The sequence below is a fragment of the Variovorax sp. 05N34 genome, assembly GCF_056397405.1.
Window position 1 is genome coordinate 273192 of the sequence record NZ_JBFTNI010000009.1, and the last position, 20420, is coordinate 293611.

General features: G+C 63.4%; 21 protein-coding genes. 10 read left to right on the top strand and 11 right to left on the bottom strand.

What is annotated here, in order from left to right:
• Positions 1-34: 34 nt before the first annotated feature.
• The 6 genes from gltX to folC all read right to left on the bottom strand — a co-directional run bounded on the left by gltX (position 35) and on the right by folC (position 6890).
• Positions 35-1423, bottom strand: coding sequence for a glutamate--tRNA ligase (gene gltX / locus AC1DMA_RS24115; protein ID WP_478145714.1), 1389 nt, complete (start codon positions 1421-1423; stop codon positions 35-37).
• Positions 1420-2634 (bottom strand): O-succinylhomoserine sulfhydrylase, encoded by a 1215-nt coding sequence (locus AC1DMA_RS24120; RefSeq protein ID WP_478145715.1) that lies wholly within the window; start codon positions 2632-2634, stop codon positions 1420-1422. Before AC1DMA_RS24120 ends, gltX begins: the two co-directional genes overlap by 4 nt.
• A 6-nt stretch (positions 2635-2640) precedes the next feature.
• Positions 2641-4140 (bottom strand): amidophosphoribosyltransferase, encoded by a 1500-nt coding sequence (gene purF, locus AC1DMA_RS24125; RefSeq protein WP_478127021.1) that lies wholly within the window; start codon positions 4138-4140, stop codon positions 2641-2643.
• Positions 4141-4152: 12 nt separating this feature from the next.
• Positions 4153-4638 (bottom strand): CvpA family protein, encoded by a 486-nt coding sequence (locus AC1DMA_RS24130; RefSeq protein ID WP_478127022.1) that lies wholly within the window; start codon positions 4636-4638, stop codon positions 4153-4155.
• Positions 4639-4653: 15 nt separating this feature from the next.
• On the bottom strand, positions 4654-5520 hold the full coding sequence (locus AC1DMA_RS24135) for an SPOR domain-containing protein (protein ID WP_478127023.1): 867 nt from the start codon (positions 5518-5520) through the stop codon (positions 4654-4656).
• Positions 5521-5582: 62 nt separating this feature from the next.
• Complete coding sequence (gene folC, locus AC1DMA_RS24140) at positions 5583-6890, bottom strand: bifunctional tetrahydrofolate synthase/dihydrofolate synthase (RefSeq protein WP_478145753.1); 1308 nt, start codon at positions 6888-6890, stop codon at positions 5583-5585.
• 34 nt (positions 6891-6924) lie between these two features.
• Here folC and AC1DMA_RS24145 point away from each other — a divergent pair, with 34 nt between their 5' ends.
• The 4 genes from AC1DMA_RS24145 (at position 6925) to argG (ending at position 9653) form a co-directional block, all read left to right on the top strand.
• Positions 6925-7278, top strand: a complete 354-nt coding sequence (locus tag AC1DMA_RS24145) for an ArsC family reductase (protein ID WP_478127024.1) — start codon at positions 6925-6927, stop codon at positions 7276-7278.
• 75 nt (positions 7279-7353) lie between these two features.
• Positions 7354-7872 (top strand): hypothetical protein, encoded by a 519-nt coding sequence (locus AC1DMA_RS24150; protein WP_478145716.1) that lies wholly within the window; start codon positions 7354-7356, stop codon positions 7870-7872.
• 104 nt (positions 7873-7976) lie between these two features.
• Entirely contained in the window at positions 7977-8300 is a 324-nt protein-coding gene (gene ppnP / locus AC1DMA_RS24155) for a pyrimidine/purine nucleoside phosphorylase (RefSeq protein ID WP_478145717.1), read from the top strand.
• Positions 8301-8315: 15 nt separating this feature from the next.
• A complete protein-coding gene (gene argG, locus AC1DMA_RS24160) occupies positions 8316-9653 on the top strand; it encodes an argininosuccinate synthase (RefSeq protein ID WP_478127027.1) in 1338 nt (445 codons plus the stop codon).
• A 109-nt stretch (positions 9654-9762) separates the two neighbouring features.
• On the opposite strand, the gene murB is transcribed toward argG, so the two are convergent.
• Positions 9763-10815, bottom strand: coding sequence for a UDP-N-acetylmuramate dehydrogenase (gene murB / locus AC1DMA_RS24165; protein ID WP_478145718.1), 1053 nt, complete (start codon positions 10813-10815; stop codon positions 9763-9765).
• A 75-nt stretch (positions 10816-10890) separates the two neighbouring features.
• Here murB and AC1DMA_RS24170 point away from each other — a divergent pair, with 75 nt between their 5' ends.
• Positions 10891-11376 carry a YajQ family cyclic di-GMP-binding protein gene (locus AC1DMA_RS24170; RefSeq protein WP_478127029.1) on the top strand — a complete coding sequence of 162 codons (486 nt, stop codon included), beginning with the start codon at positions 10891-10893 and terminating at the stop codon, positions 11374-11376.
• Positions 11377-11643: 267 nt separating this feature from the next.
• Positions 11644-12216, top strand: a complete 573-nt coding sequence (locus AC1DMA_RS24175; RefSeq protein WP_478145754.1) for a retropepsin-like aspartic protease family protein — start codon at positions 11644-11646, stop codon at positions 12214-12216.
• Positions 12217-12219: 3 nt separating this feature from the next.
• On the opposite strand, the gene AC1DMA_RS24180 is transcribed toward AC1DMA_RS24175, so the two are convergent.
• Genes AC1DMA_RS24180 through AC1DMA_RS24195 form a run of 4 tightly spaced genes read right to left on the bottom strand, consistent with a single transcriptional unit; the run spans position 12220 to position 14840 of the window.
• Positions 12220-12573 carry a RidA family protein gene (locus AC1DMA_RS24180; protein ID WP_478127030.1) on the bottom strand — a complete coding sequence of 118 codons (354 nt, stop codon included), beginning with the start codon at positions 12571-12573 and terminating at the stop codon, positions 12220-12222.
• Positions 12574-12588: 15 nt separating this feature from the next.
• On the bottom strand, positions 12589-13224 hold the full coding sequence (gene plsY / locus AC1DMA_RS24185) for a glycerol-3-phosphate 1-O-acyltransferase PlsY (protein ID WP_478127031.1): 636 nt from the start codon (positions 13222-13224) through the stop codon (positions 12589-12591).
• 52 nt (positions 13225-13276) lie between these two features.
• A complete protein-coding gene (locus AC1DMA_RS24190) occupies positions 13277-13768 on the bottom strand; it encodes an aminoacyl-tRNA deacylase (RefSeq protein ID WP_478127032.1) in 492 nt (163 codons plus the stop codon).
• Between the two features lie 10 nt (positions 13769-13778).
• Entirely contained in the window at positions 13779-14840 is a 1062-nt protein-coding gene (locus tag AC1DMA_RS24195; protein ID WP_478127033.1) for an aldo/keto reductase, read from the bottom strand.
• Between the two features lie 83 nt (positions 14841-14923).
• Between AC1DMA_RS24195 and AC1DMA_RS24200 the strand changes: the two genes are divergently transcribed.
• From AC1DMA_RS24200 to pepN, 4 genes are all read left to right on the top strand, one after another.
• The gene (locus AC1DMA_RS24200; protein WP_478145719.1) at positions 14924-15841 is read left to right on the top strand and encodes an alpha/beta fold hydrolase; all 918 of its coding nucleotides are present in this window, start codon (positions 14924-14926) and stop codon (positions 15839-15841) included.
• A 92-nt stretch (positions 15842-15933) separates the two neighbouring features.
• Positions 15934-17038 (top strand): peptide chain release factor 2 gene (gene prfB, locus AC1DMA_RS24205; protein ID WP_478127035.1). Its coding sequence is split into 2 segments (ribosomal slippage): positions 15934-16014 and positions 16016-17038, totalling 1104 coding nucleotides; the frame shifts between segments, so codons are not numbered across the junction.
• A gap of 11 nt (positions 17039-17049) precedes the next feature.
• Positions 17050-17724 carry an HAD family hydrolase gene (locus AC1DMA_RS24210; protein ID WP_478127036.1) on the top strand — a complete coding sequence of 225 codons (675 nt, stop codon included), beginning with the start codon at positions 17050-17052 and terminating at the stop codon, positions 17722-17724.
• A complete protein-coding gene (pepN, locus tag AC1DMA_RS24215) occupies positions 17711-20401 on the top strand; it encodes an aminopeptidase N (RefSeq protein WP_478145720.1) in 2691 nt (896 codons plus the stop codon). Before AC1DMA_RS24210 ends, pepN begins: the two co-directional genes overlap by 14 nt.
• Positions 20402-20420 lie beyond the last annotated feature (19 nt).

Below are 20420 nucleotides of genomic sequence, written 5' to 3' on the forward strand. Positions count from 1 at the left end.
TGTGGGTGTCGAGCCTCAAATTATATACAGGTTTTTAGACCTTCCTGAGTCTCTCAATCACTTTCTCGCGAGAAAAAAGTGAGAGCACTGCATCGAGTGACGGGGTCTGCGGCGTACCCATGACAAGCACACGCACGGGCATTGCGAGCGCGGGCATTTTGATGCCATGTTCAACCAACACTTCCTTGATTGCAGATGAGATCGCAGCCTTATCCCAAGTGACATTCGCGAGCTTGTCCGCCAGCGTCGCAACCACCGGGCGCACGGCGTCGGTGAGGTGCTGCGCGCGATCCGCTTCGCTTGCAGCCACATCCGAATAGAAGGCTGCTGCCCAGCCGGCGAGTGCAACCGTGGTTTCGCACCGATCCTTGAAGAGTCCGCAGATCGCCGAGAGGCGGTCGTCGGCCGCGATGCCGCGCTTCTTCAATTGGTCTGCGACCAAAGGCGCCAGCGCATCGTCAGCCATTGCCTTCAGATGTTGCGCATTGACCCAGCGCAGCTTGGCTTCGTCGAACTGTGCCGCGCTGCGGCCGAGGTGATCCAGATTGAACCACCCGATGAATTGCTCACGCGAGAAGATCTCGTCATCGCCGTGGCTCCAGCCCAGCCGAGCGAGGTAGTTCACCATCGCGTCAGGCAGAAAGCCTTCATCGCGGAATTGCGTGACCGGCTTTGCGCCGTTGCGCTTGCTCATCTTCTCGCCCTGCTCATTCAGAACAGTCGGCAGATGCGCGTACACCGGCGGCTCCTTGCCGAGCGCCCGAAAGATATTGATCTGGCGTGGCGTGTTGTTCACATGGTCGTCGCCGCGGATCACATGCGTGATGGCCATGTCGATGTCGTCGACCACGACGCAGAAGTTGTAGGTGGGTGTTCCGTCCGGGCGAGCGATCACAAGATCGTCGAGCTCGTCGTTGCCGATCTCGATGCGGCCCTTGACCTTGTCATCCCACGCGACCACGCCACCCTGCGGATTGCGAAAGCGAAGCACGGGCTGTACGCCTTCTGGAACCGGCGGGAGGGTCTTGCCGGGTTCCGGGCGCCAAGTGCCGTCATAGCGCGGCTTTTCCTTGGCAGCCATCTGCTTTTCTCGCAGGGCGTCGAGTTCGGCCATGCTCATGTAGCACCGATACACCAGACCGGTGGCCTGCATTTCGGCGAGCACTGCCTTGTAGCGGTCCATGCGCTGCATCTGGTAATACGGGCCTTCGTCGTGGTCGAGGCCCAGCCACTGCATGCCCTCCAGGATGACGTCGACGGCCGCCTGCGTCGAACGCTCCACATCGGTGTCTTCGATCCGGAGAATGAAGTCGCCGCCGGTCGAGCGCGCAAAGGCCCACGGATAGAGCGCGGAACGGATGTTGCCGAGATGGATGAATCCCGTCGGCGAAGGGGCGAAGCGTGTACGTGTCTTTTGCGTCATGCGAGGGTGCTCAGGCCGCGCAGCAGGTCGGCCTTGATGTCGTCGATGTGGTCGAGCCCGACCGCGATGCGGATCAGGCCTTGGCTGATGCCGGCCGCCTGGCGTTGCGCTTCGCTGAGGCGCCCGTGCGAGGTGGTGGCTGGATGGGTGATGGTGGTCTTGGTGTCGCCGAGGTTGGCCGTGATGCTCAGTACGCGCGTGCTGTCGATGACCTGGAAAGCATTGGCGCGCGCCGCCTCGGGACCGTCGCCACGCACGTCGAATGACACGACCGCCCCGCCCTGCCCCGACTGCTGGCGCATTGCCAGTTCATGCTGTGGATGCGAAGGCAGTCCTGGGTAGTAGACCCGCGCCACACCGGTTTGTGTCTCGAGCCACTGCGCGAGCGCCAAAGCGCCTTCGCAATGCGCTTTCACGCGGATGCCGAGCGTTTCGAGCCCCTTGAGCACGACCCACGCGTTGAATGGCGACAGCGCCATGCCCGCAGTGCGCACGACGGGACCGAACACCTCGTTGATCAACTTTGCGGAGCCGCAGATCGCACCCGCCAGGACACGCCCCTGCCCTTCGAGGTACTTGGTGCCCGAATGAATGACGAGATCGGCGCCGAGTTCACTGGGCCGCTGCAAGGCCGGCGAACAGAAGCAGTTGTCTACGACCAATAGTGCGCCTGCGTCGTGCGCAAGATCGGCGAGAGCGCGAATGTCGCAGATGTCGGTCAGCGGATTGGTCGGCGTTTCGGCGAACAGCAGCTTGGTCGTCGGTCGGATGGCGATCTGCCATTCGGCGACGTCCGTCTGCGAAACGAAGGTGGTTTCAACGCCGAACTTGCCGAACTCGCGCCCGATGAGATTGAGCGTCGAACCGAACACCGAGCGCGAGCACACGACGTGGTCCCCCGCTTTGAGCAAGCCCATGCACATCATGAGGATCGCGCCCATGCCGCTGGATGCGCCAATAGCTGCTTCGGTGCCTTCGAGGGCCGCCAGCCGCCGCTCGAAGCTGGCGACTGTCGGGTTGGACGTGCGCGTGTACGTGAAGCCGTCTTCGGTGCCGGCAAATCGGCGTGCCGAGGTCTCCGCGTCCGGCTGCACGAAGCTGCTGGTCAAGAAGAGCGCTTCGGAATTCTCGCCGTACTGACTTCTTTCGAGCGCAGTGCGCACCGCCAGCGTGTCGCGGTGAAGTCCGGGTGGCAGGGGTCGATCGGTCACGTTGTTTCAGCTCAGGTTAGGAAGGGCCAGGCGGGACGAATCTTCTTCCGTCTCTTCGATGCGAGGACGATTTCCGTTCATCCTCGAGATGGCTTCCGTGTCGATGTCGCCGGTCACGTAGACGCCGTCGAAACAGGACGCATCGAACCCATCGAGCTTCGCGTTCAACGAACCGATTGCGCGCTTCATCGCGTCCACATCCTGGTAGATCAGCGCATCGCAGCCGATCAATTCGCGGATCTGTTCGATGGTGCGGTCGTGCGCCACCAGTTCGTCCTTGGTCGGCATGTCGATGCCGTAGACGTTGGGAAAGCGCACCGGCGGGGCAGCGCTGGCAAGGTACACCTTGCGTGCGCCCGCGTCACGCGCCATTTGCACGATCTCGCGGCTGGTGGTGCCACGAACGATGGAGTCGTCGACCAGCAGCACGTTGCGTCCCTTGAACTCGCTGGCGATCACGTTGAGCTTCTGGCGCACAGACTTCTTGCGGACCCCCTGGCCCGGCATGATGAAGGTGCGGCCGACATAGCGGTTCTTCACGAAGCCTTCGCGATAGGGCACGCCGAGCAGATGCGCAAGCTGCGTCGCGCTCGGCCGGCTGGATTCCGGAATGGGAATGATGACGTCGATCTCGCTTGGAGGGACCGTCGAAACCACACGCTTGGCCAAGGTCTCGCCGAGGTTCAGTCGCGCCTGGTAAACCGAGATGCCATCGAGCACGGAATCGGGCCGCGCCAGATAGACGAACTCGAAGATGCACGGGTTGAGCGTCGGCGAATCGGCACATTGCTGGGCATGCACTTGCCCCTGCAGATCGACGAACACCGCTTCGCCCGCGCCGATGTTCCGTTCGAAGACGTGGCCGGAACCTTCGAGTGCAACCGATTCGCTTGCGACCATCACGGTGCCGTCTGCGCCGCGACCCAGGGCGAGCGGGCGGATGCCATAGGGATCGCGAAACGCCAGCAAGCCATGCCCGGCGATCAGTGCCACGACGGCATAGGAGCCGCGCAGACGACGGTGCACGTTGCGCACTGCTTCGAACAGCGTTGCCGAGTTGAGCGCCCCGCCTCGCGTCGAGCGATCGATCTCGTGAGCCAGCACGTTGAGCAACACTTCGGAGTCGCTCTCGGTGTTGGTGTGACGGTGGTCGGTCGAGAACAGTTCCGCGCGCAGCGCATGTGCGTTGGTGAGGTTGCCGTTATGCACCAGCACGATGCCAAAGGGCGCATTCACGTAAAACGGCTGCGCCTCTTCCTCGCTGTAGGCGTTGCCGGCCGTGGGGTAGCGCACCTGGCCCAGCCCGACGTCGCCGGGCAGTGCGCGCATGTTGCGCGTGCGGAACACGTCGCGAACCATGCCCTTGGCCTTGTGCATGAAGAACTTGCGTTCCAGCAGTGTGACGATGCCGGCCGCGTCCTGGCCGCGGTGCTGCAGGAGCAGCAGTGCGTCATAGAGCAGCTGATTGACGGGAGCGCTACTGACAACGCCGACGATTCCACACATGAAGCAATCCTCTCAGGGCAGGTAGCTTGCCAACTTTTCAGGCAAAGCGGGTTTCAGGCCCTGCAATGCCGCATCGAGAACAATGGCGCTTCGCGATTCGTGCCACCAGGCACTGTCGCTCAACGCCAGCAAATGAACAACCACCGCAACGGCCAACAAAGCCGTCGCGCCGCGAGCCACGCCGAAGACGCCGCCCAGTATTCGATCGACGGGCCGCAATCCAATCGCGGTCACCAGCTTGCGCGTGAGCGAAGCAACCAGCCCCACTCCGAAGACCACCGCCACGAACACCAGCACGAAGCCTGCCGCATAGCGCCAGGTCGCGGCCGGATCGCCAAAAGGCAACCACCTGCCGACGTCTTCCGCAAGCCATTGCGCGCACAGGAAGGCAGCCACCCATCCGGCGAGCAACATCACCTCGAAGACCAGGCCGCGCATCAGCCCCAGCAACATCGAAACCACCACCAGGGCGACGGCGATCCAGTCGAGGAGGGCCACTTGGTTGGGTGCAGGCTACAAGCTGAGGATGGCTGCCGGCAAAGACAAGCCCTTGACCTTGCTTGCAGCGCGATCTGCCTCCGCGCGCGAAGCAAAGGGGCCGACACGCACACGCGTGCGTTCGCCATCGGCAGTCTTCGCGACGTGCATGTAGGTCTTGAGTCCTGCCTTTTCGAGTTTCTGGCGCACTTCCTTCGCCTTGTCTGCATCGGCGAACGCGCCGACCTGCACCACGAAACGGCCGTTTTCGTCGGATGTGGCGGCGGCGGACTTTGTGGTCGTTGCAGTGGAGGCAGTGGACTTGCCCTCGAGCAAGGCGCGCGCACGGCCGCCGTCATCCGATGCAACCGCTGGCTTCGGCGGCGCGGATTTCGGCTCGGGTTTGGCTTCGGCTTTGGGCTCGGGCTTAGGCTCGGGTTTTGGCTCGGCTCTGGCCTCCGCCTTTGGCTTCGGCTCAGGTTTGGATTCAGGCACAGGCTCGGAATTGGCGTTTGCCGGCGGCGCTGCGGCAGTGGCCTTGCCCTGCGGAATCTCGCTGCCGTCCGCTGCCTCAGTGATGATGCTGTCGTTGGCCGATGCGCTTGCACCGGGCTTGCCGGAGGCAGCGGGTGCGGGTGCCGGCGTGGACGGAAGCGTCAGTGGCTTGGCCTTGGCTCGATCCGGCACTTCGATGGGGATGTCGACAGGGACGGGACGCGGCTGCGTGTCGAACAACAGGGGGAAACCGATGACGCCGATCAACACCAAAACGGCAGCGCCGACAAGGCGATGGCGTGCGCGCCGGCGCATTGCCTCGACGCTCTCCGCCGGTGGTGCCGAGGCGGCGGTGTTTCGCCCTTCGTTGCCCTGAGGACCGCGTGCGCGGAACTTGAAGAACGCCATGAAATTCGTTTTCCTGATGGAGTGCAGCGTGAGGTGGAAAAAGCGCCGGAGATCAGGCTGTTTCAGGAGCCCGGCGACAAGTGCCTGGCCCCCAGACGAGGGGTTCCGTGCTCGAGCACGCCACCCACGGTGAAGAACGATCCGAAGACGACGATTCTATCAGTGGGGTCCGCGTGCTCGATGGCCGCCTGCAGCGCTTCCACGGGTGTGTGGTGCGCGCTTCCGCTGACGTCCGAACGCTTGTTTTGAGCTTGCCAGCGAGCCAGCAAACCGTCCGCCTTGGCTGCGCGCTCCGTTGGCAAATCAGTGAAGTACCAGCGATCGATCATCGGCCCGACCCGGGACAGGATGGGCGCCAGATCCTTGTCGGCCATGACGCCGAAGACGCCATGGGTGGTCGGGTAGAAGCCCATCGCGTCGAGGTTTTCGGCGAGCGCGGCAACTGCGTGCGGGTTGTGCGCAACATCGAGCACCAGCGTCGGCTCGCCGGGGATGATCTGGAAACGCCCTGGCAGTTCGACCATCGCCAGCCCGTTGCGCACGGCCTGTGCGGTCACCGGAAGGCGCTGCCGCAGTGATTCGAGCGCCGCGAGCACCCCTGCGGCATTGATCAACTGGTTGGCACCACGCAATGCCGGGTAGGCCAAGCCACTATAGCGGCGGCCCCGGCCGCTCCAGCCCCACTGCTGCTTGTCGCCCGAAACATTGAAGTCGCGGCCGACGAGCCATAGATCGGCGCCGATGGCATTGGCATGATCGATCACGCTCTGGGGTGGAACCGGATCGCTGACGATCGCCGGACGCCCGGCTCGCAGGATGCCGGCCTTCTCGAAGCCGATGCTCTCTCGGTTGGGACCGAGGAACTCCATGTGGTCAAGATCGATGCTCGTGATCACGGCGCAATCCGCGTCGATGATGTTGACCGCATCGAGCCGGCCGCCTAGCCCGACTTCGAGGATGGCGACGTCAGGCTTGTTTTCCGCAATGCACAACAAAATGGCGAGCGTCGTGAATTCGAAATAGGTGAGCGCGACATCGCCGCGGCCGCGCTCGACGGCTTCGAAATGCTTCGCCAGTTCGGCGCCGTCGACTGCTTCGCCGCGCAACCTGAGCCGCTCCTCGAAATGCACGAGATGCGGAGAGGTGAAGACGGCAGTTCTGTAGCCGGCATGCGTGAGGATCGACTCCAGCATGGCGCAGGTCGAGCCCTTGCCGTTGGTGCCGGCTACTGTGATGACGGGGCAGTCGAAGGAAAGGCCCAGCCGCTCGGCGACTGCGCGGACCCGGTCGAGCCCGAGTTCGATGTTCTTGGGGTGCAGGCGCTCAGCGTGCGCCAGCCATTCGGCGAGGGTTTTCATGGAGCCCGGAATTGTCGCCGACGCGGGCCCGGGGCATCATCGAGGCATGACAACCCTTTATGGCATTCCGAACTGCGACACGGTCAAGCGCGCCCGCGCCTGGCTTGACGAACACGGTGTCGCGTACCGATTTCACGACTTCAAGAAGGAAGGCGTCCCCGAAGCCCGCCTGGACCAATGGCTGCTCGCGCCAGGTTGGGAAGCGCTGGTCAATCGCCGCGGAACCACATGGCGCCGCCTCGACGACGCGGCTCGCGCGACGGTGATCGATGCACCGTCCGCTCGCGCCGCCTTGCTCGCCAATCCAAGCCTGATCAAAAGGCCGGTGGTCGAGTGGGGGCCCTCCGCGGGCGTGACGACCGGATTTGATGCCGACCAATGGAAAAGCCATGTCGTGTAAACGGTTGAACCCAATCCAGGCCAGCGCGTCAAATCCGATCATCGGGGCATGCGGCCCATTTTCAGGAGTTATGACATGAACACGAACACCCTTCGCAAGATTTCGGCACTTTCGGTATTGGCCGCCGCGCTGGCAGGCGGCGCCACCATGGCTCAGGCAGAACAGGTGTTGGCGAGAGTGATTTCCACCTCGCCGGTGACCGAGTCGAACGGGCACATCAGCTTCAATGTCACTTACGAATATGCAGGGCGCCAATACACCACCCGAACAGACACGCCTCCGGGGGCGAGCATTTCGGTGGACGTCGGCAACTATGGCGTGACCACGACGCCGGTGGCGCCGCAGTCCCAGATCGGACAGGCACCGGCGCCTCAGAACTGGGACAACGTCGTTCCGGAACAAGGTCTGGTGGTCTCCGGCGGCGGGGCTCCGGCGCCAGCGCCCGTCTACGCACAGCCGGCCCCCGTGTACGTACAGCCGGCGCCTGTCTACTACCCGGCGCCCGCTTACTACGCGCCGGCTTACGCCTATCCGCCAATCGGCATTTCGCTGGGCTTCGGCTACTCGCGCGGGTGGGGCGGCCGCTGGCGCTGAGTCCGGCATCGCGCCGCAGGCCCGGAGGGGCGGCCGGGAAGCCTAAAATCACCGGCTTTTCCAACCGGCGCCGACCGCGTCCGGTGCCACGCCCCTCCAATTTCATGAGCACAACCGAATTCCTCCAGAGCGCCTCGGTATCGACCAAGGCCAACGTGTACTTCGACGGCAAATGCGTGAGCCACAGCCTCACGCTCGCTGACGGCACCAAGAAATCGGTCGGCGTGATCCTGCCGTCCACCCTCACCTTCAGCACCGGCGCGCCGGAGATCATGGAAGGAACCGGCGGCAGCTGCGAATACATGCTTCCAGGTAGCAGCGAATGGGTGGCGTCGGGCCTTGGCCAGAAGTTCAGCGTGCCAGGCAACTCCAGCTTCCAGATCCGCGTGAGCGGCGAGCCCTACAGCTACATCTGCCATTTCGGCTGAACTGGTAATCAGAGCATGTCCACCATTCTCCAGAACGTTCCCGCCGGCCAGAAAGTCGGCATCGCCTTTTCGGGCGGCCTCGACACCAGCGCCGCGCTGCATTGGATGCGCAACAAGGGCGCCATTCCCTATGCCTACACCGCGAATCTCGGCCAGCCGGATGAACCGGATTACGACGAGATTCCCCGCAAGGCGATGCTCTACGGCGCCGAGAACGCCCGCCTGATCGACTGCCGCACCCAACTCGCCGCCGAAGGCCTTGCAGCGCTGCAGGCCGGCGCCTTCCACGTCACCACGGCCGGAGTGACCTACTTCAACACCACGCCGCTCGGGCGTGCGGTGACCGGCACCATGCTCGTTTCGGCCATGAAGGAAGACGATGTCAACATCTGGGGCGACGGCAGCACCTACAAGGGCAACGACATCGAGCGCTTCTACCGATACGGCTTGCTCACCAATCCGGCGCTGAAGATCTACAAACCCTGGCTCGACCAGACCTTCATCGACGAGCTGGGCGGCCGCGCCGAGATGTCGGAATTCATGCAGAAGGCCGGCTTCGCCTACAAGATGTCTGCAGAGAAGGCCTACTCGACCGACTCCAACATGCTGGGTGCAACGCACGAAGCCAAGGACCTCGAGCACCTGAACAGCGGCATGAAGATCGTCCAGCCCATCATGGGCGTCGCCTTCTGGAAGGACGAAGTCGAAGTCAAGCGCGAAGAAGTCATCGTGAGCTTCGTCGAAGGGCGGCCGGTCGCCATCAATGGCGTCGAATACGCGAGCCTGGTCGACCTGATTCTCGAAGCCAACCGCGTGGGCGGCCGCCATGGCCTGGGCATGAGCGATCAGATCGAGAACCGGATCATCGAGGCGAAGAGCCGCGGCATCTATGAGGCTCCCGGTCTCGCGCTCCTCTTCATCGCCTACGAACGCCTGGTGACCGGCATCCACAACGAAGACACCATCGAGCAGTACAGGGACCAGGGACGACGGCTCGGCCGCCTCCTCTATCAGGGCCGCTGGTTCGATCCACAAGCCATCATGCTGCGGGAGACCGCTCAGCGCTGGATCGCCCGCGCCATCACCGGCGAAGTGACCATCGAACTGCGCCGCGGCAACGACTATTCGATCCTGAACACCGTATCGCCCAACCTCACCTATCAGCCTGAGCGCCTGACCATGGAAAAGGGCGAATCCAGCTTCTCGCCCGCCGACCGCATCGGCCAACTCACCATGCGCAACCTCGACATCGTCGACACCCGCGACAAACTCGCCATCTACACCCGCGCCGGGCTCCTCTCCTCCACCCAAGGCGCCGCCCTCCCCCAGCTAAAAAACGACGACCCCAAGTAACCCCGCGCAAACCCAGAAACACCGCAGAACCGGCTCCGCCGGGCTGCTGGTGTTGCCCCCGGCAGGGGGTAGGCGAAGCGACACGAAGTGCGCGCAGCTTGGGGGCGAGCTAAATGACCACTGGCTCGGGCTCGAGACGGATTCCGAACCGTTCGTAGACGCTGGTCTGGATGGCCTTGGCAAGTGTCATCACCTCGCCGCCGGTCACCGGGTCCGTCTTGCCACCGCGATTGACCAGCACCAGCGCTTGCCGCTCATAGACGCCGGCATTGCCGACCGACTTGCCTTTCCAGCCGCAGGCGTCGATCAGCCAACCGGCCGCGAGCTTGATGGTGCCGTCCGCCATCGGGTAGTGAACGATCTTCGGGTCGCGCGCAATGATGTCAGCGCACTGTTCGGGCGTGACGGTCGGGTTCTTGAAGAAGCTGCCGGCATTGCCGAGCACGCGCCAATCGGGCAGCTTGGCGCGGCGGATCGCGCAGATCCAGTCGAAGATTTCCATTGCGCTGGGCGTGAAGTTGCCGGTTTCGGCCATCTTGCGTTCAAGGTCCAGATACCCGAGCACTGGCTTCCAGGGCTTTGGCAGGCGGAAACGCACTCGGGTGATGAGCGCACGCCCGGCGAGGCCGAAATCGTTTTCGCGCGTAGCAACATGCTTGAACACCGAATCGCGGTAGCCGAACGCACACTGCGCCGCGTCCAGCGAGAAAGCGCGGCCTGTGTCGAGGTCGATGGCATCCAGCGAATCAAATCGATCTTGCAGTTCGACACCATAGGCGCCGATGTTCTGCACCGGCGACCCGCCCACGGTCCCGGGAATGAGCGCCAGGTTTTCAAGCCCCGGGAAGCCTTGCTCGAGTGTCCACAAGACCGTGTCGTGCCAGACTTCGCCCGCGCCGGCTTCGACGACCCAGGCGTGCGACGTCTCTTCGAGCATCCTGAGCCCCTTGATCTCGACCTTCAGCACGAGCGGCTTGACGTCGCCGGTCAGCACGATGTTGCTGCCGCCGCCGAGCACGAACTTGGACATCGAGTGCCATTGCGCATCAGCCAGCAGCGCCGCCACGTCTGCATCGCCGGCGACGCGTGCCAGATGCTGCGCACGGGCCACGATGCCAAAACTGTTGTGCTGTTGCAGCGGTACGTTGTGCTCCACGATCATGGGAGAATTGTCGCATTCGCACCGCCGCGCGGCACTGCGCGTGGCCCTTTCAATTTGTTGCCGCCCGGAGCCTTCATGCCGTCTTTTGACACCGTTTGTGAACCCAACTTGCCCGAGGTCAAGAACGCAGTGGAGAACACCGCAAAGGAAATCGGAACGCGCTTCGATTTCAAGGGCACAGCGGCCGCTGTCGAGCTCAAGGACAAGGAAATCACCATGATCGGTGACGCCGAATTCCAACTCGTGCAGGTCGAGGACATCCTGCGCGCAAAGCTCACCAAGCGCAGCGTCGACGTCCGCTTTCTCGACAAGGGTGACGTCCAAAAGATCGGCGGCGACAAGGTCAAGCAGGTCATCAAGGTCAAGAACGGGATCGAATCCGAGACGGCCAAGAAGATTCAGCGCCTGATCAAGGACAGCAAGCTCAAAGTGCAGGCCGCCATCCAGGGAGATGCGGTACGGGTCACTGGCGCCAAGCGCGACGATCTCCAGGCAGCGATGGCACTGATCAAAAAGGACGTGCCCGACATGCCACTGACGTTCAACAACTTCAGGGATTGAGTGGCACACCCCCAGGCTTGCCCACTTCGTGTGGCCGCCCACCCCCTCGCCAGTGGAAACACCGGCTCGCCCCCAGGCTCGCGCACTTCGTGTCGCTCTCCACGCCCTACCGGGGGCAACACCGGCGGCCTGGCAAAGCCAGTTCCGCGGTGTTCCTATTTTTCGAGCGGCCCGGCTAAGTCGGTTCCGCGGTGTTCCTGGTCTTGGCGGGTGGGCGCGCTGGCGTTACTGGTGGCGGGCTGTACTTTGGCTCAGGCTCAGTCGGTGATGCTGACGGGGACTATTGGGAGCCGGGCGATACTGATGGTAGACGGCGGTTCGCCGAAGACCGTGGCGGTGGGCGAGACGTTCAAGGGGGTCAAGTTGCTGGCGCTGCAAGGTGAGCAGGCGACTGTCGAAGCCGGCGGCAAGCGCATGGCGCTGCGTATGGACACGCCGGCGAGCATCGGCGGAGCATCCAGCGTCGCAGGTGGGACGCGGATCGTGCTGCCTGTGTCGAGCGGCGGCCATTTCATGACGCAGGGAGCCATCAACGAGCGGGCCGTGACGTTCATGCTGGACACAGGCGCGACGAATGTCTCGATGTCGGCTGCCGACGCGCAACGCATCGGGCTCGACTTCAGCAAGGGGCAACCCGTGCGCATGAACACCGCCAATGGCCCTGCGCAGGGCTATCGCCTACGCCTCGATTCAGTGCGGGTCGGCGACGTGGAAATCTACGACGTCGATGCGATCGTCTCGCAGCAGCCGATGCCCTACGTCCTGCTCGGCAACAGCTTCATCAGCCGCTTTTCAATGCGGCGCGATGCCGACCAGATGGTTCTCGAAAAGCGGTTCTGAGGCTCAAGCAGCCGCGGCCGTCACAACGATTTCGATCTTGTAGCCGGGGTTAGCCATTGCGGCCTGCACCGTCGCGCGTGGCGGCGTGTTGTCGGCGGGAATCCAGGCGTCCCACACTTCGTTCATCGCGCCGATTTCAGCGATGTCGGCCAAAAAGATCTGCGTCATCAGGATGCGCGATTTATCGCTGCCGGCCTCGGCAAGCAAGCGGTCCACCATGGCGAGAACCTGTGCGGTCTGGCCGCGGATGTCCTCGGTGGTGTTGTCCGCCACCTGACCGGCAAGATAGATAGTGCCGTTGTGCACCGCCGTCTCGCTCAGGCGCGGACCGACGTGGAAGCGTTGAATGGTTGGCATGTTTTGTCCTTCTGTTTATTTACGAGCTTTGGAACCGAGCCTGGATTCGGTGCCAGCGGCAAGGCGCCGGATGTTCTCGCGATGCCGCCAGATCAGGAGCAGGCTCACGGAAACCAGCGACAACAACACCGTGAGGTCCAGCGGCCACGCGATGTCGCCGCCGATCAGGTAGTAAGCCGGCGCAAAGAAAGCGGCCACGATCGAAGCCAGCGACGAATAGCGAAAGAAAATGGCAATGATCAGCCATGTGGCGCCGGTCGCCAGCCCGAGCAGCCACGCGATGCCGACGAGTACCCCCGCCGCAGTGGCGACGCCCTTGCCGCCCTCGAAGCCGAAGAAGACGGGGTAGAGGTGTCCGAGAAATGCCGCCAAGCCGGCGAGCGCTGCAACACCCTGCCCCATGCCGAAACCCGCGCCGAAGTGCTGGATCAGGAACACGGGGATCCAGCCCTTGAGTGCATCGAGCAGAAGTGTCGCCAGCGCCGCGCCTTTGTTGCCCGAACGCAGCACGTTCGTGGCGCCCGGATTCTTGCTGCCATAGCTGCGAGGGTCCGCCATGCCGAGCGATTTGCTGACGATCACCGCAAATGACAAGGATCCGAGCAGGTACGAAAGAACGATCGCGATGAGCGAAGGAAAGTAAGAACTCACAGTGTCTCCGGGCCGGCAAACCCGGCGGCACGCCTCCGAATGAGGCAGCCGGCTATTCTGCCAGCGCGCACTGCACCGGCTTTGCGCCCAGCAGCTTCACGCAGACCTGCGGGTCGATCCCGATCAGATAGCCCCGCCGTCCGCCATTGATGGCGATGCGAAGCAGTTCAAGGATGGTCGACTCCACGTAGACCGGCATCTCGCGCCGCGTGCCGAACGGCGACGTGCCGCCGACAAGATACCCACTGTGCCGGTTCGCCACTTCGGGTTTGCAAGGTTCGACCGATTTCGCGCCGATCTGTCGCGCGAGATTCTTGGTCGAAACGGTGCGATTGCCGTGCATGAGCACGATCAGCGGCTTGGCGTCCTGGTCTTGCATCACGAGTGTCTTGACCACCGTGAAGGGATCGAAGCCGAGCACTTCGGCGCTGTGTTGCGCGCCGCCGTGTTCGAGATATTCGTACGGATGTTCGGTAAACGCGATGCCGTTCGCCCGCAGCAACTGGGTTGCGGGCGTTTCGGAAACGTGCGTTTTCTTGCTCACGTCGCCGTCATCAGGCTGCGGGATCGCGCATTTCCCAGCGGATCTTGTCGATCTCGGCCAACACCTGGGGCGAGAGCTTGGTGCCCCAGGCGTCGAGGTCCTCTTCAAGTTGGGCAAGCGAAGTCACACCGATGATCGTGCTCGCAACCTGCCATTTGGTGTAGCAGAAAGCCAAGGCGAGCTTTGTCGGGGTGAGACCGTGCGCCTTTGCCAGCGCGTTGTAGCGCCGCGCTGCCGCGAGCGCGTCGGGACGGCCCCAGCGCTGCTTGCGCACCGATTCATATCCCGAAATGCGCGCACCCTTGGGTGCCGAAGGGCCTTCGGTGCCGCTCTCGTCGTACTTGCCGGTCAGCAGGCCGAAAGCCAACGGCGAGTAGGCCAGAAGCGAAACACCAAGCCGATGCATCGTCTCGTCGAGGCCGTTTTCCAGCGCACGGCTGATCAGGCAATAGACGTTCTGTACGGTCGCAACCCGTGGCAGGCCGTGCTGCTCGGAAAGCCGCACGAATTCGTGGACCCCGTAGGGCGTTTCGTTCGAAAGCCCAATGGCGCGCACCTTGCCCGCCTTGACGAGCTTGCCCAAGGCTTCGAGCTGCTCATGAATCGACGTGGCCGACCTCTCCTTCGTCGGGTCGTAGTAGATCGAACCAAAGGCCGGCACATGGCGCTCCGGCCAATGGATCTGATAGAGATCGATCACGTCCGTCTTCAGTCGCTTCAGGCTTGCGTCACATGACGCGGCGATGTCGGCGGGCGTCATGCCCTCGCCTTCTCGCACCCACGGCATGCCGCGCGACGGTCCGGCAACTTTGGTCGCCAGCACGATCTTCTGGCGCATGCCGGGGTTCTTGTCGAACCAGTTGCCGATGATGGTTTCCGTAGCCCCGAAGGTTTCCTTGCGGGCCGGCACGGCGTACATCTCCGCAGTGTCGATGAAATCGATGCCGCGCTCGAATGCACGATCGAGGATCGCGTGAGCGGTCGGCTCATTGACTTGCTCACCGAAAGTCATGGTGCCGAGGCAGACCGGGGTGACGTGGAGGTCGCTCTGACCGAGTTGGATTTTTTGCATGGGCGAAATGCTACCTGCTGCCGCCTCCGCATGTCTTGCACCGGACTGCGCGGCGCTGGCGGCATCCGTATCATTCGAGCCCGATGTACCAAGCTCTCCGCGTCTCGCGCAGCGAATTCGTTCCTGTGCGCAATCTGAATTACCACGTGCGCCTGTGGGGCTCGCCTTCGACTGCGCGACCGCCGCTGGTGCTGCTTCACGGCTGGATGGACGTTGCAGCGTCCTGGCAATTCGCGGTCGACGCAATGGCGGACGATCGCTGGATCATTGCGCCGGATTGGCGAGGGTTCGGCCTCACCAGTGGCGGCAACGTCGACAACTACTGGATGCCCGACTACCTCGCAGACCTGGACTGGCTGCTGGACCACTATGCGGGTGAATCCCCCGTCGATCTGGTTGGGCACAGCATGGGTGGCAACGTGGCCATGCAATATGCCGGCGTGCGCCCGCAACGGGTCCGCCGGCTGGTCAACCTCGAAGGCTTCGGCATGCCTGCGTTTGTCCCCGAGCAGGCGCCGGAGCGCTATGGCAAGTGGATCGACGAACTCAAGCGTCTGCACCGCGGTGAAATGGCGCTGGCCGGCTACTCGCAGGCGGACGGCGTCGCCCGCCGGCTCATGAAGACCAATCCGCGTCTCACCCAGGACAAGGCCGACTGGCTCGCTGCTCACTGGTCGGTCGGCAAACCGCACCCGGACGGCGGTGATCGGTGGGAAATCCTCGGCGACCCGGCGCACAAGATCATCAACGCCCATATCTTCCGGGTCGACGAGACGTTGGCCCTCTATGCCGCCATCACCGCTCCGCTGCTGGCCGTGGAGGCCTCGGACGACAGCCTCAGCCAATGGTGGAAGGGACGCTACACGCTGGCGGAATTCCACGAGCGCCTGAAGAAAGTGCCGAACGCTCGCATCGCCCGGATCGAGGACGCCGGCCACATGCTGCACCACGACCAGCCTGCACGCCTGGCATCGTTGATCGAGGAATTTCTGAGCTCTTGAAAGCGGTTCCGGGCAGGCCGCCCTCCCCCGGACCCGGCCATGGCGGGCATGAGAAAATGCCCGGTTTTCCCCGAACACAGTCAGGACACCCCATGGATGCAGAGCAAATCAACCAAATCGGCGCAACCCTCGCGGACCTGACCGCCCGGACCGTCGATTTACGGAGGTATCTTTGACTACGATGCCAAAGCCGAACGCCTGAGGACGGTCAACGCATCGCTCGAAGATCCCAACGTCTGGAACGATCCCAAGAAGGCCCAGGAGCTGGGCAAGGAAAAGAAGTCGCTCGACGACGTGGTCGTCACGCTCGACCGCCTCACCAGTGGCCTGTCGGACAACACCGAGCTCTTCGAAATGTCGAAGGACGAAGGCGACATGGATGGCCTGCAAGCCATCGCCGATGACGCCGCCAAGCTCGAAGCGGACATCAAGCAGCTCGAATTCCGCCGGATGTTCAACAACCCGGCAGATCCGCTGAACGCATTCGTCGATATCCAGGCTGGCGCCGGCGGTACCGAAGCTTGCGATTGGGCCAGCATGCTGCTGCGCCAGTACCTCAAGTACGCCGAGCGCAAGGGTTTCAAGACCCAGATCGAAGACGAGACGCCGGGCGATACCGCCGGCATCAAGGGCGCAACTATCAAGGTCGAAGGTGACTACGCTTTCGGCTTGCTGCGTACCGAAACAGGCGTGCATCGGCTGGTGCGCAAGTCGCCCTTCGACTCCTCGGGCGGGCGGCACACCAGCTTTGCGAGCATCTTCGTCTACCCGGAAATCGACGATTCCATCGAGATCGAGATCAACCCGGCGGACGTGCGCACCGACACCTTCCGCGCCAGCGGCGCTGGCGGCCAGCACATCAACAAGACTGACTCTGCCGTGCGGCTCACGCACATTCCGACGGGCATCGTCGTGCAGTGCCAGGACGGCCGAAGCCAGCACAGCAACCGTGACGTCGCCTGGAAACGCCTGCGCTCGCGCCTGTATGACCACGAGATGCGCAAGCGCCAGGAAGAGCAGCAAAAGCTCGAGGACAGCAAGACCGACGTGGGCTGGGGTCATCAGATCCGCAGCTACGTGCTGGACAACAGCCGCATCAAGGACCTTCGCACCAACGTCGAAATCTCGGCCACGCAAAAGGTGCTGGATGGCGACCTCGATGCTTTCATCGAAGCCTCGTTGAAGCAAGGCGTCTGATGCAGGGCGCGATGGAAAAGCCCGAAGCCCTGATCTTCGACATGGACGGCACCATGATCGACTCCATGCCCTGGCACGCCAAGGCCTGGGTCGAGTACGGGCGCCGCAACGGCCTCGATATCGACGTGCCTCATTTCATGCGGCGCACCACCGGCCGTACGGCGTTCGAATGCGCCTGCGAGCTCATGGGCCGCGAAGTCACGCCGGCAGAAAGCGCTGAGATCACGCACGCCAAGGAATCAATCTACCGCGAGCTGTTCGGTGCGGCATTTCGCGAGGTCGACGGTTTTCGGGCTTTCGCAAGCGCAGCGGCAGCACGAGGCCTCAAGATCGCTGTTGGCACCGCCGGGGACAAGCACAACATCGCCTTCACGATGTCGAATCTCCGCCTGGAGCGGGCTCCCCTGGCCATTGTTGGCGGCGACGAAGGGTTTCCGGGAAAACCCGAGCCAGCCATTTTTCTCGAAGCGGCGCGCCGCATCGGCGTCGCTCCTGAGCGCTGCGTCGTCTTCGAAGACGCCCCCTTCGGCATCGAGGCCGCCCGCCGTGGCGGCATGATGGCCGTGGCGGTCTGCACCACCCACAGCGCCTCCGAACTCGCGGGGCCGCATGTGATTGCGGCCGTGCGTGACTACAACGAACTCGCAAACTCAAACTTTCTGGAGACATTCGATGCTGTTGCGTGATGCCCAAGGCCAGCCCGTGGCGATTCGCCGCGAGGACTACAGCGCGCCTGCCTACTGGATCGATACGGTCGATCTCACCTTCGACCTGGACCCCGCCAAGACGCGAGTGCTCAACCGCATGCGGCTGCGCCGCAATCCGGACATGGCGCCGGAGCCGTTGCGCCTCGACGGCGACGAGCTCAATCTCGCCCGCGTGCTGGTCGACGGCCAGGGTGCGTCCTTTCGCATGGAGGGCGATCAGCTGGTGATCGACAACCTGCCAGAAAGTTTCGAGTTGGAGATCTTCACCACCTGCTGCCCGAGCAAGAACACCAAGCTCATGGGCCTCTTCGTCAGCGAGGACACCTTCTTCACGCAATGCGAAGCCGAGGGCTTCCGCCGCATCACTTATTTCCTGGACCGCCCGGATGTGATGGCGAGCTATACCGTGACACTGCGCGCCGCCAAGGCCGCCTACCCGGTGCTGCTGTCCAATGGCAATCTCGTCGAGCAAGGCGAACTGCCCGAAGGCCGCCACTTCGCGAAATGGGTCGATCCCTTCCGCAAGCCGAGCTACCTCTTCGCGCTGGTCGCTGGCAAGCTGGTGGCGCGCGAGCAGCGCATCAAGGCGCGCAATGGCAAGGAGCATCTGCTGCAGGTCTATGTTCGCGCGGGCGACCTCGACAAGACCGAGCACGCAATGAATTCACTCATCAATTCGGTGATGTGGGACGAAGCCCGCTTCGGCCTGCCGCTGGACCTCGACCGCTTCATGATCGTCGCGACCTGCGACTTCAACATGGGTGCGATGGAGAACAAGGGCCTGAACATCTTCAACACGAAGTACGTTCTCGCCAACCAGGCCACCGCGACCGATGCCGACTACAGCAACATTGAAAGCGTCGTCGGGCACGAATACTTCCATAACTGGAGCGGCGACCGCGTGACTTGCCGCGACTGGTTCCAGTTGTCGCTCAAGGAGGGCCTCACCGTCTTCCGCGACCAGGAGTTCAGCCAGGACCTGTGCGCCGATGCGTCGGCTCGCGCGGTCAAGCGCATCGAGGATGTGCGGGTCCTGCGCACCGCGCAGTTTCCCGAAGACGCCGGCCCGATGGCGCACCCCGTGCGGCCCGACAGCTATATCGAGATCAGCAACTTCTACACCGTCACCATCTACGAGAAGGGTGCCGAGGTCGTTCGCATGATGCAGACGCTGGTCGGCCGCAAGGGTTTCGAGCGCGGAATCACGCTCTATTTCGAACGCCACGACGGCCAGGCCGTGACTTGCGACGACTTCGCGCAAGCCATCGCCGATGCGAATCCCGAGTCCGATCTGGCGCGCCTGCTGCCCCAGTTCAAGCGCTGGTACAGCCAGGCAGGCACGCCGCGCGTCGCCGCACACGGCGTCTATGACGCAGCCAGCCGCAGCTACACGCTGAGCTTTGTTCAAAGCTGCCCGCCCACACCGGGCCAGCCTGTCAAGGACCCATTCGTGATTCCGGTGAACATCGGCTTGCTGAGTGCCGACGGGCGCGAACTGCCGCTGCAACTCGAAGGCGAAGCCGAGGCGACGCAAGGCACGCGCACCCTCGTGCTCACGCGTGCCGGCGAGCAAATCACTTTCGTCAATGTCGACGCGGAGCCGGTGCCTTCGATCCTGCGCGGGTTCAGCGCACCGGTGATCCTCGACTACGACTACGCCGACGCGCAGCTGCTGACGCTGCTCGCCAACGATCCCGATCCGTTCAACCGCTGGGAAGCCGGACAGCGCCTGGCCCTGCGTGCCGCTCTGCGAGCCATTGCGTCGCCGGCAAGTCCGGGCGAACTGCCGCTGAACGACGCGTTCATCGACGCGATGCGCAGTGTGCTGCGCCATCCCCAGCTCGATGCGGCCTTCAAGGAACTCGTCCTGACGCTGCCGTCGGAGACCTATATCGCCGAACAGCTCGAGGTGGTCGACCCCCAGCGCGTGCACGCAGTGCGCGAAGCCATGCGGGCGCAAATCGCCACCGCACTCTTCGCCGACTGGGAACAGGTCTACGAGCAGAACCGCGACACCGGCGCCTATACGGCAGACCCGGTTTCGTCTGGCCGCCGCGCCTTGGCGGGCATCGCGCTCACGCACCTGTGCCTTGCCGCGCGTGCATCCGGCGACACCGTGTGGCCCTGCAAGACGCTTCAGCGGTTCAAGGACGCGGGCAACATGACCGATCGATTCAACGCCCTGAACGCGCTGGTCTCCTCCGGCCATGCGCTCGCTGCACAGGCATTGGCGCGCTTCCACGAGATCTTCAAGGATGAAGCGCTGGTGATCGACAAGTGGTTCTCGCTGCAAGCAGGTGCACCCGACCGCGGCGGCGACATCCTGCCGCTGGTCAAGCAACTGATGAAGCACCCGGACTTCTCCATCAAGAACCCGAATCGCGCACGCAGCGTGATCTTCAGCTACTGCAGCGGCAACCCCGGCGGCCTGCACCGTCCAGACGCCGCGGGCTATGTGTTCTGGAGCGACCGAGTGATCGAACTAGACGCGATCAACCCGCAAGTGGCCGCACGTCTCGCGCGCGCGCTCGACCGCTGGAGCAAGCTCGCCGAACCCTACCGCAGCGCCGCACGCGAAGCCATCGCCCGCGTCGCCGCCCGCCCCGACCTCAGCAAGGACACTCACGAAGTCGTCACACGCGCATTGGCCGCCTGACCGATCAAGGACCTCCCTA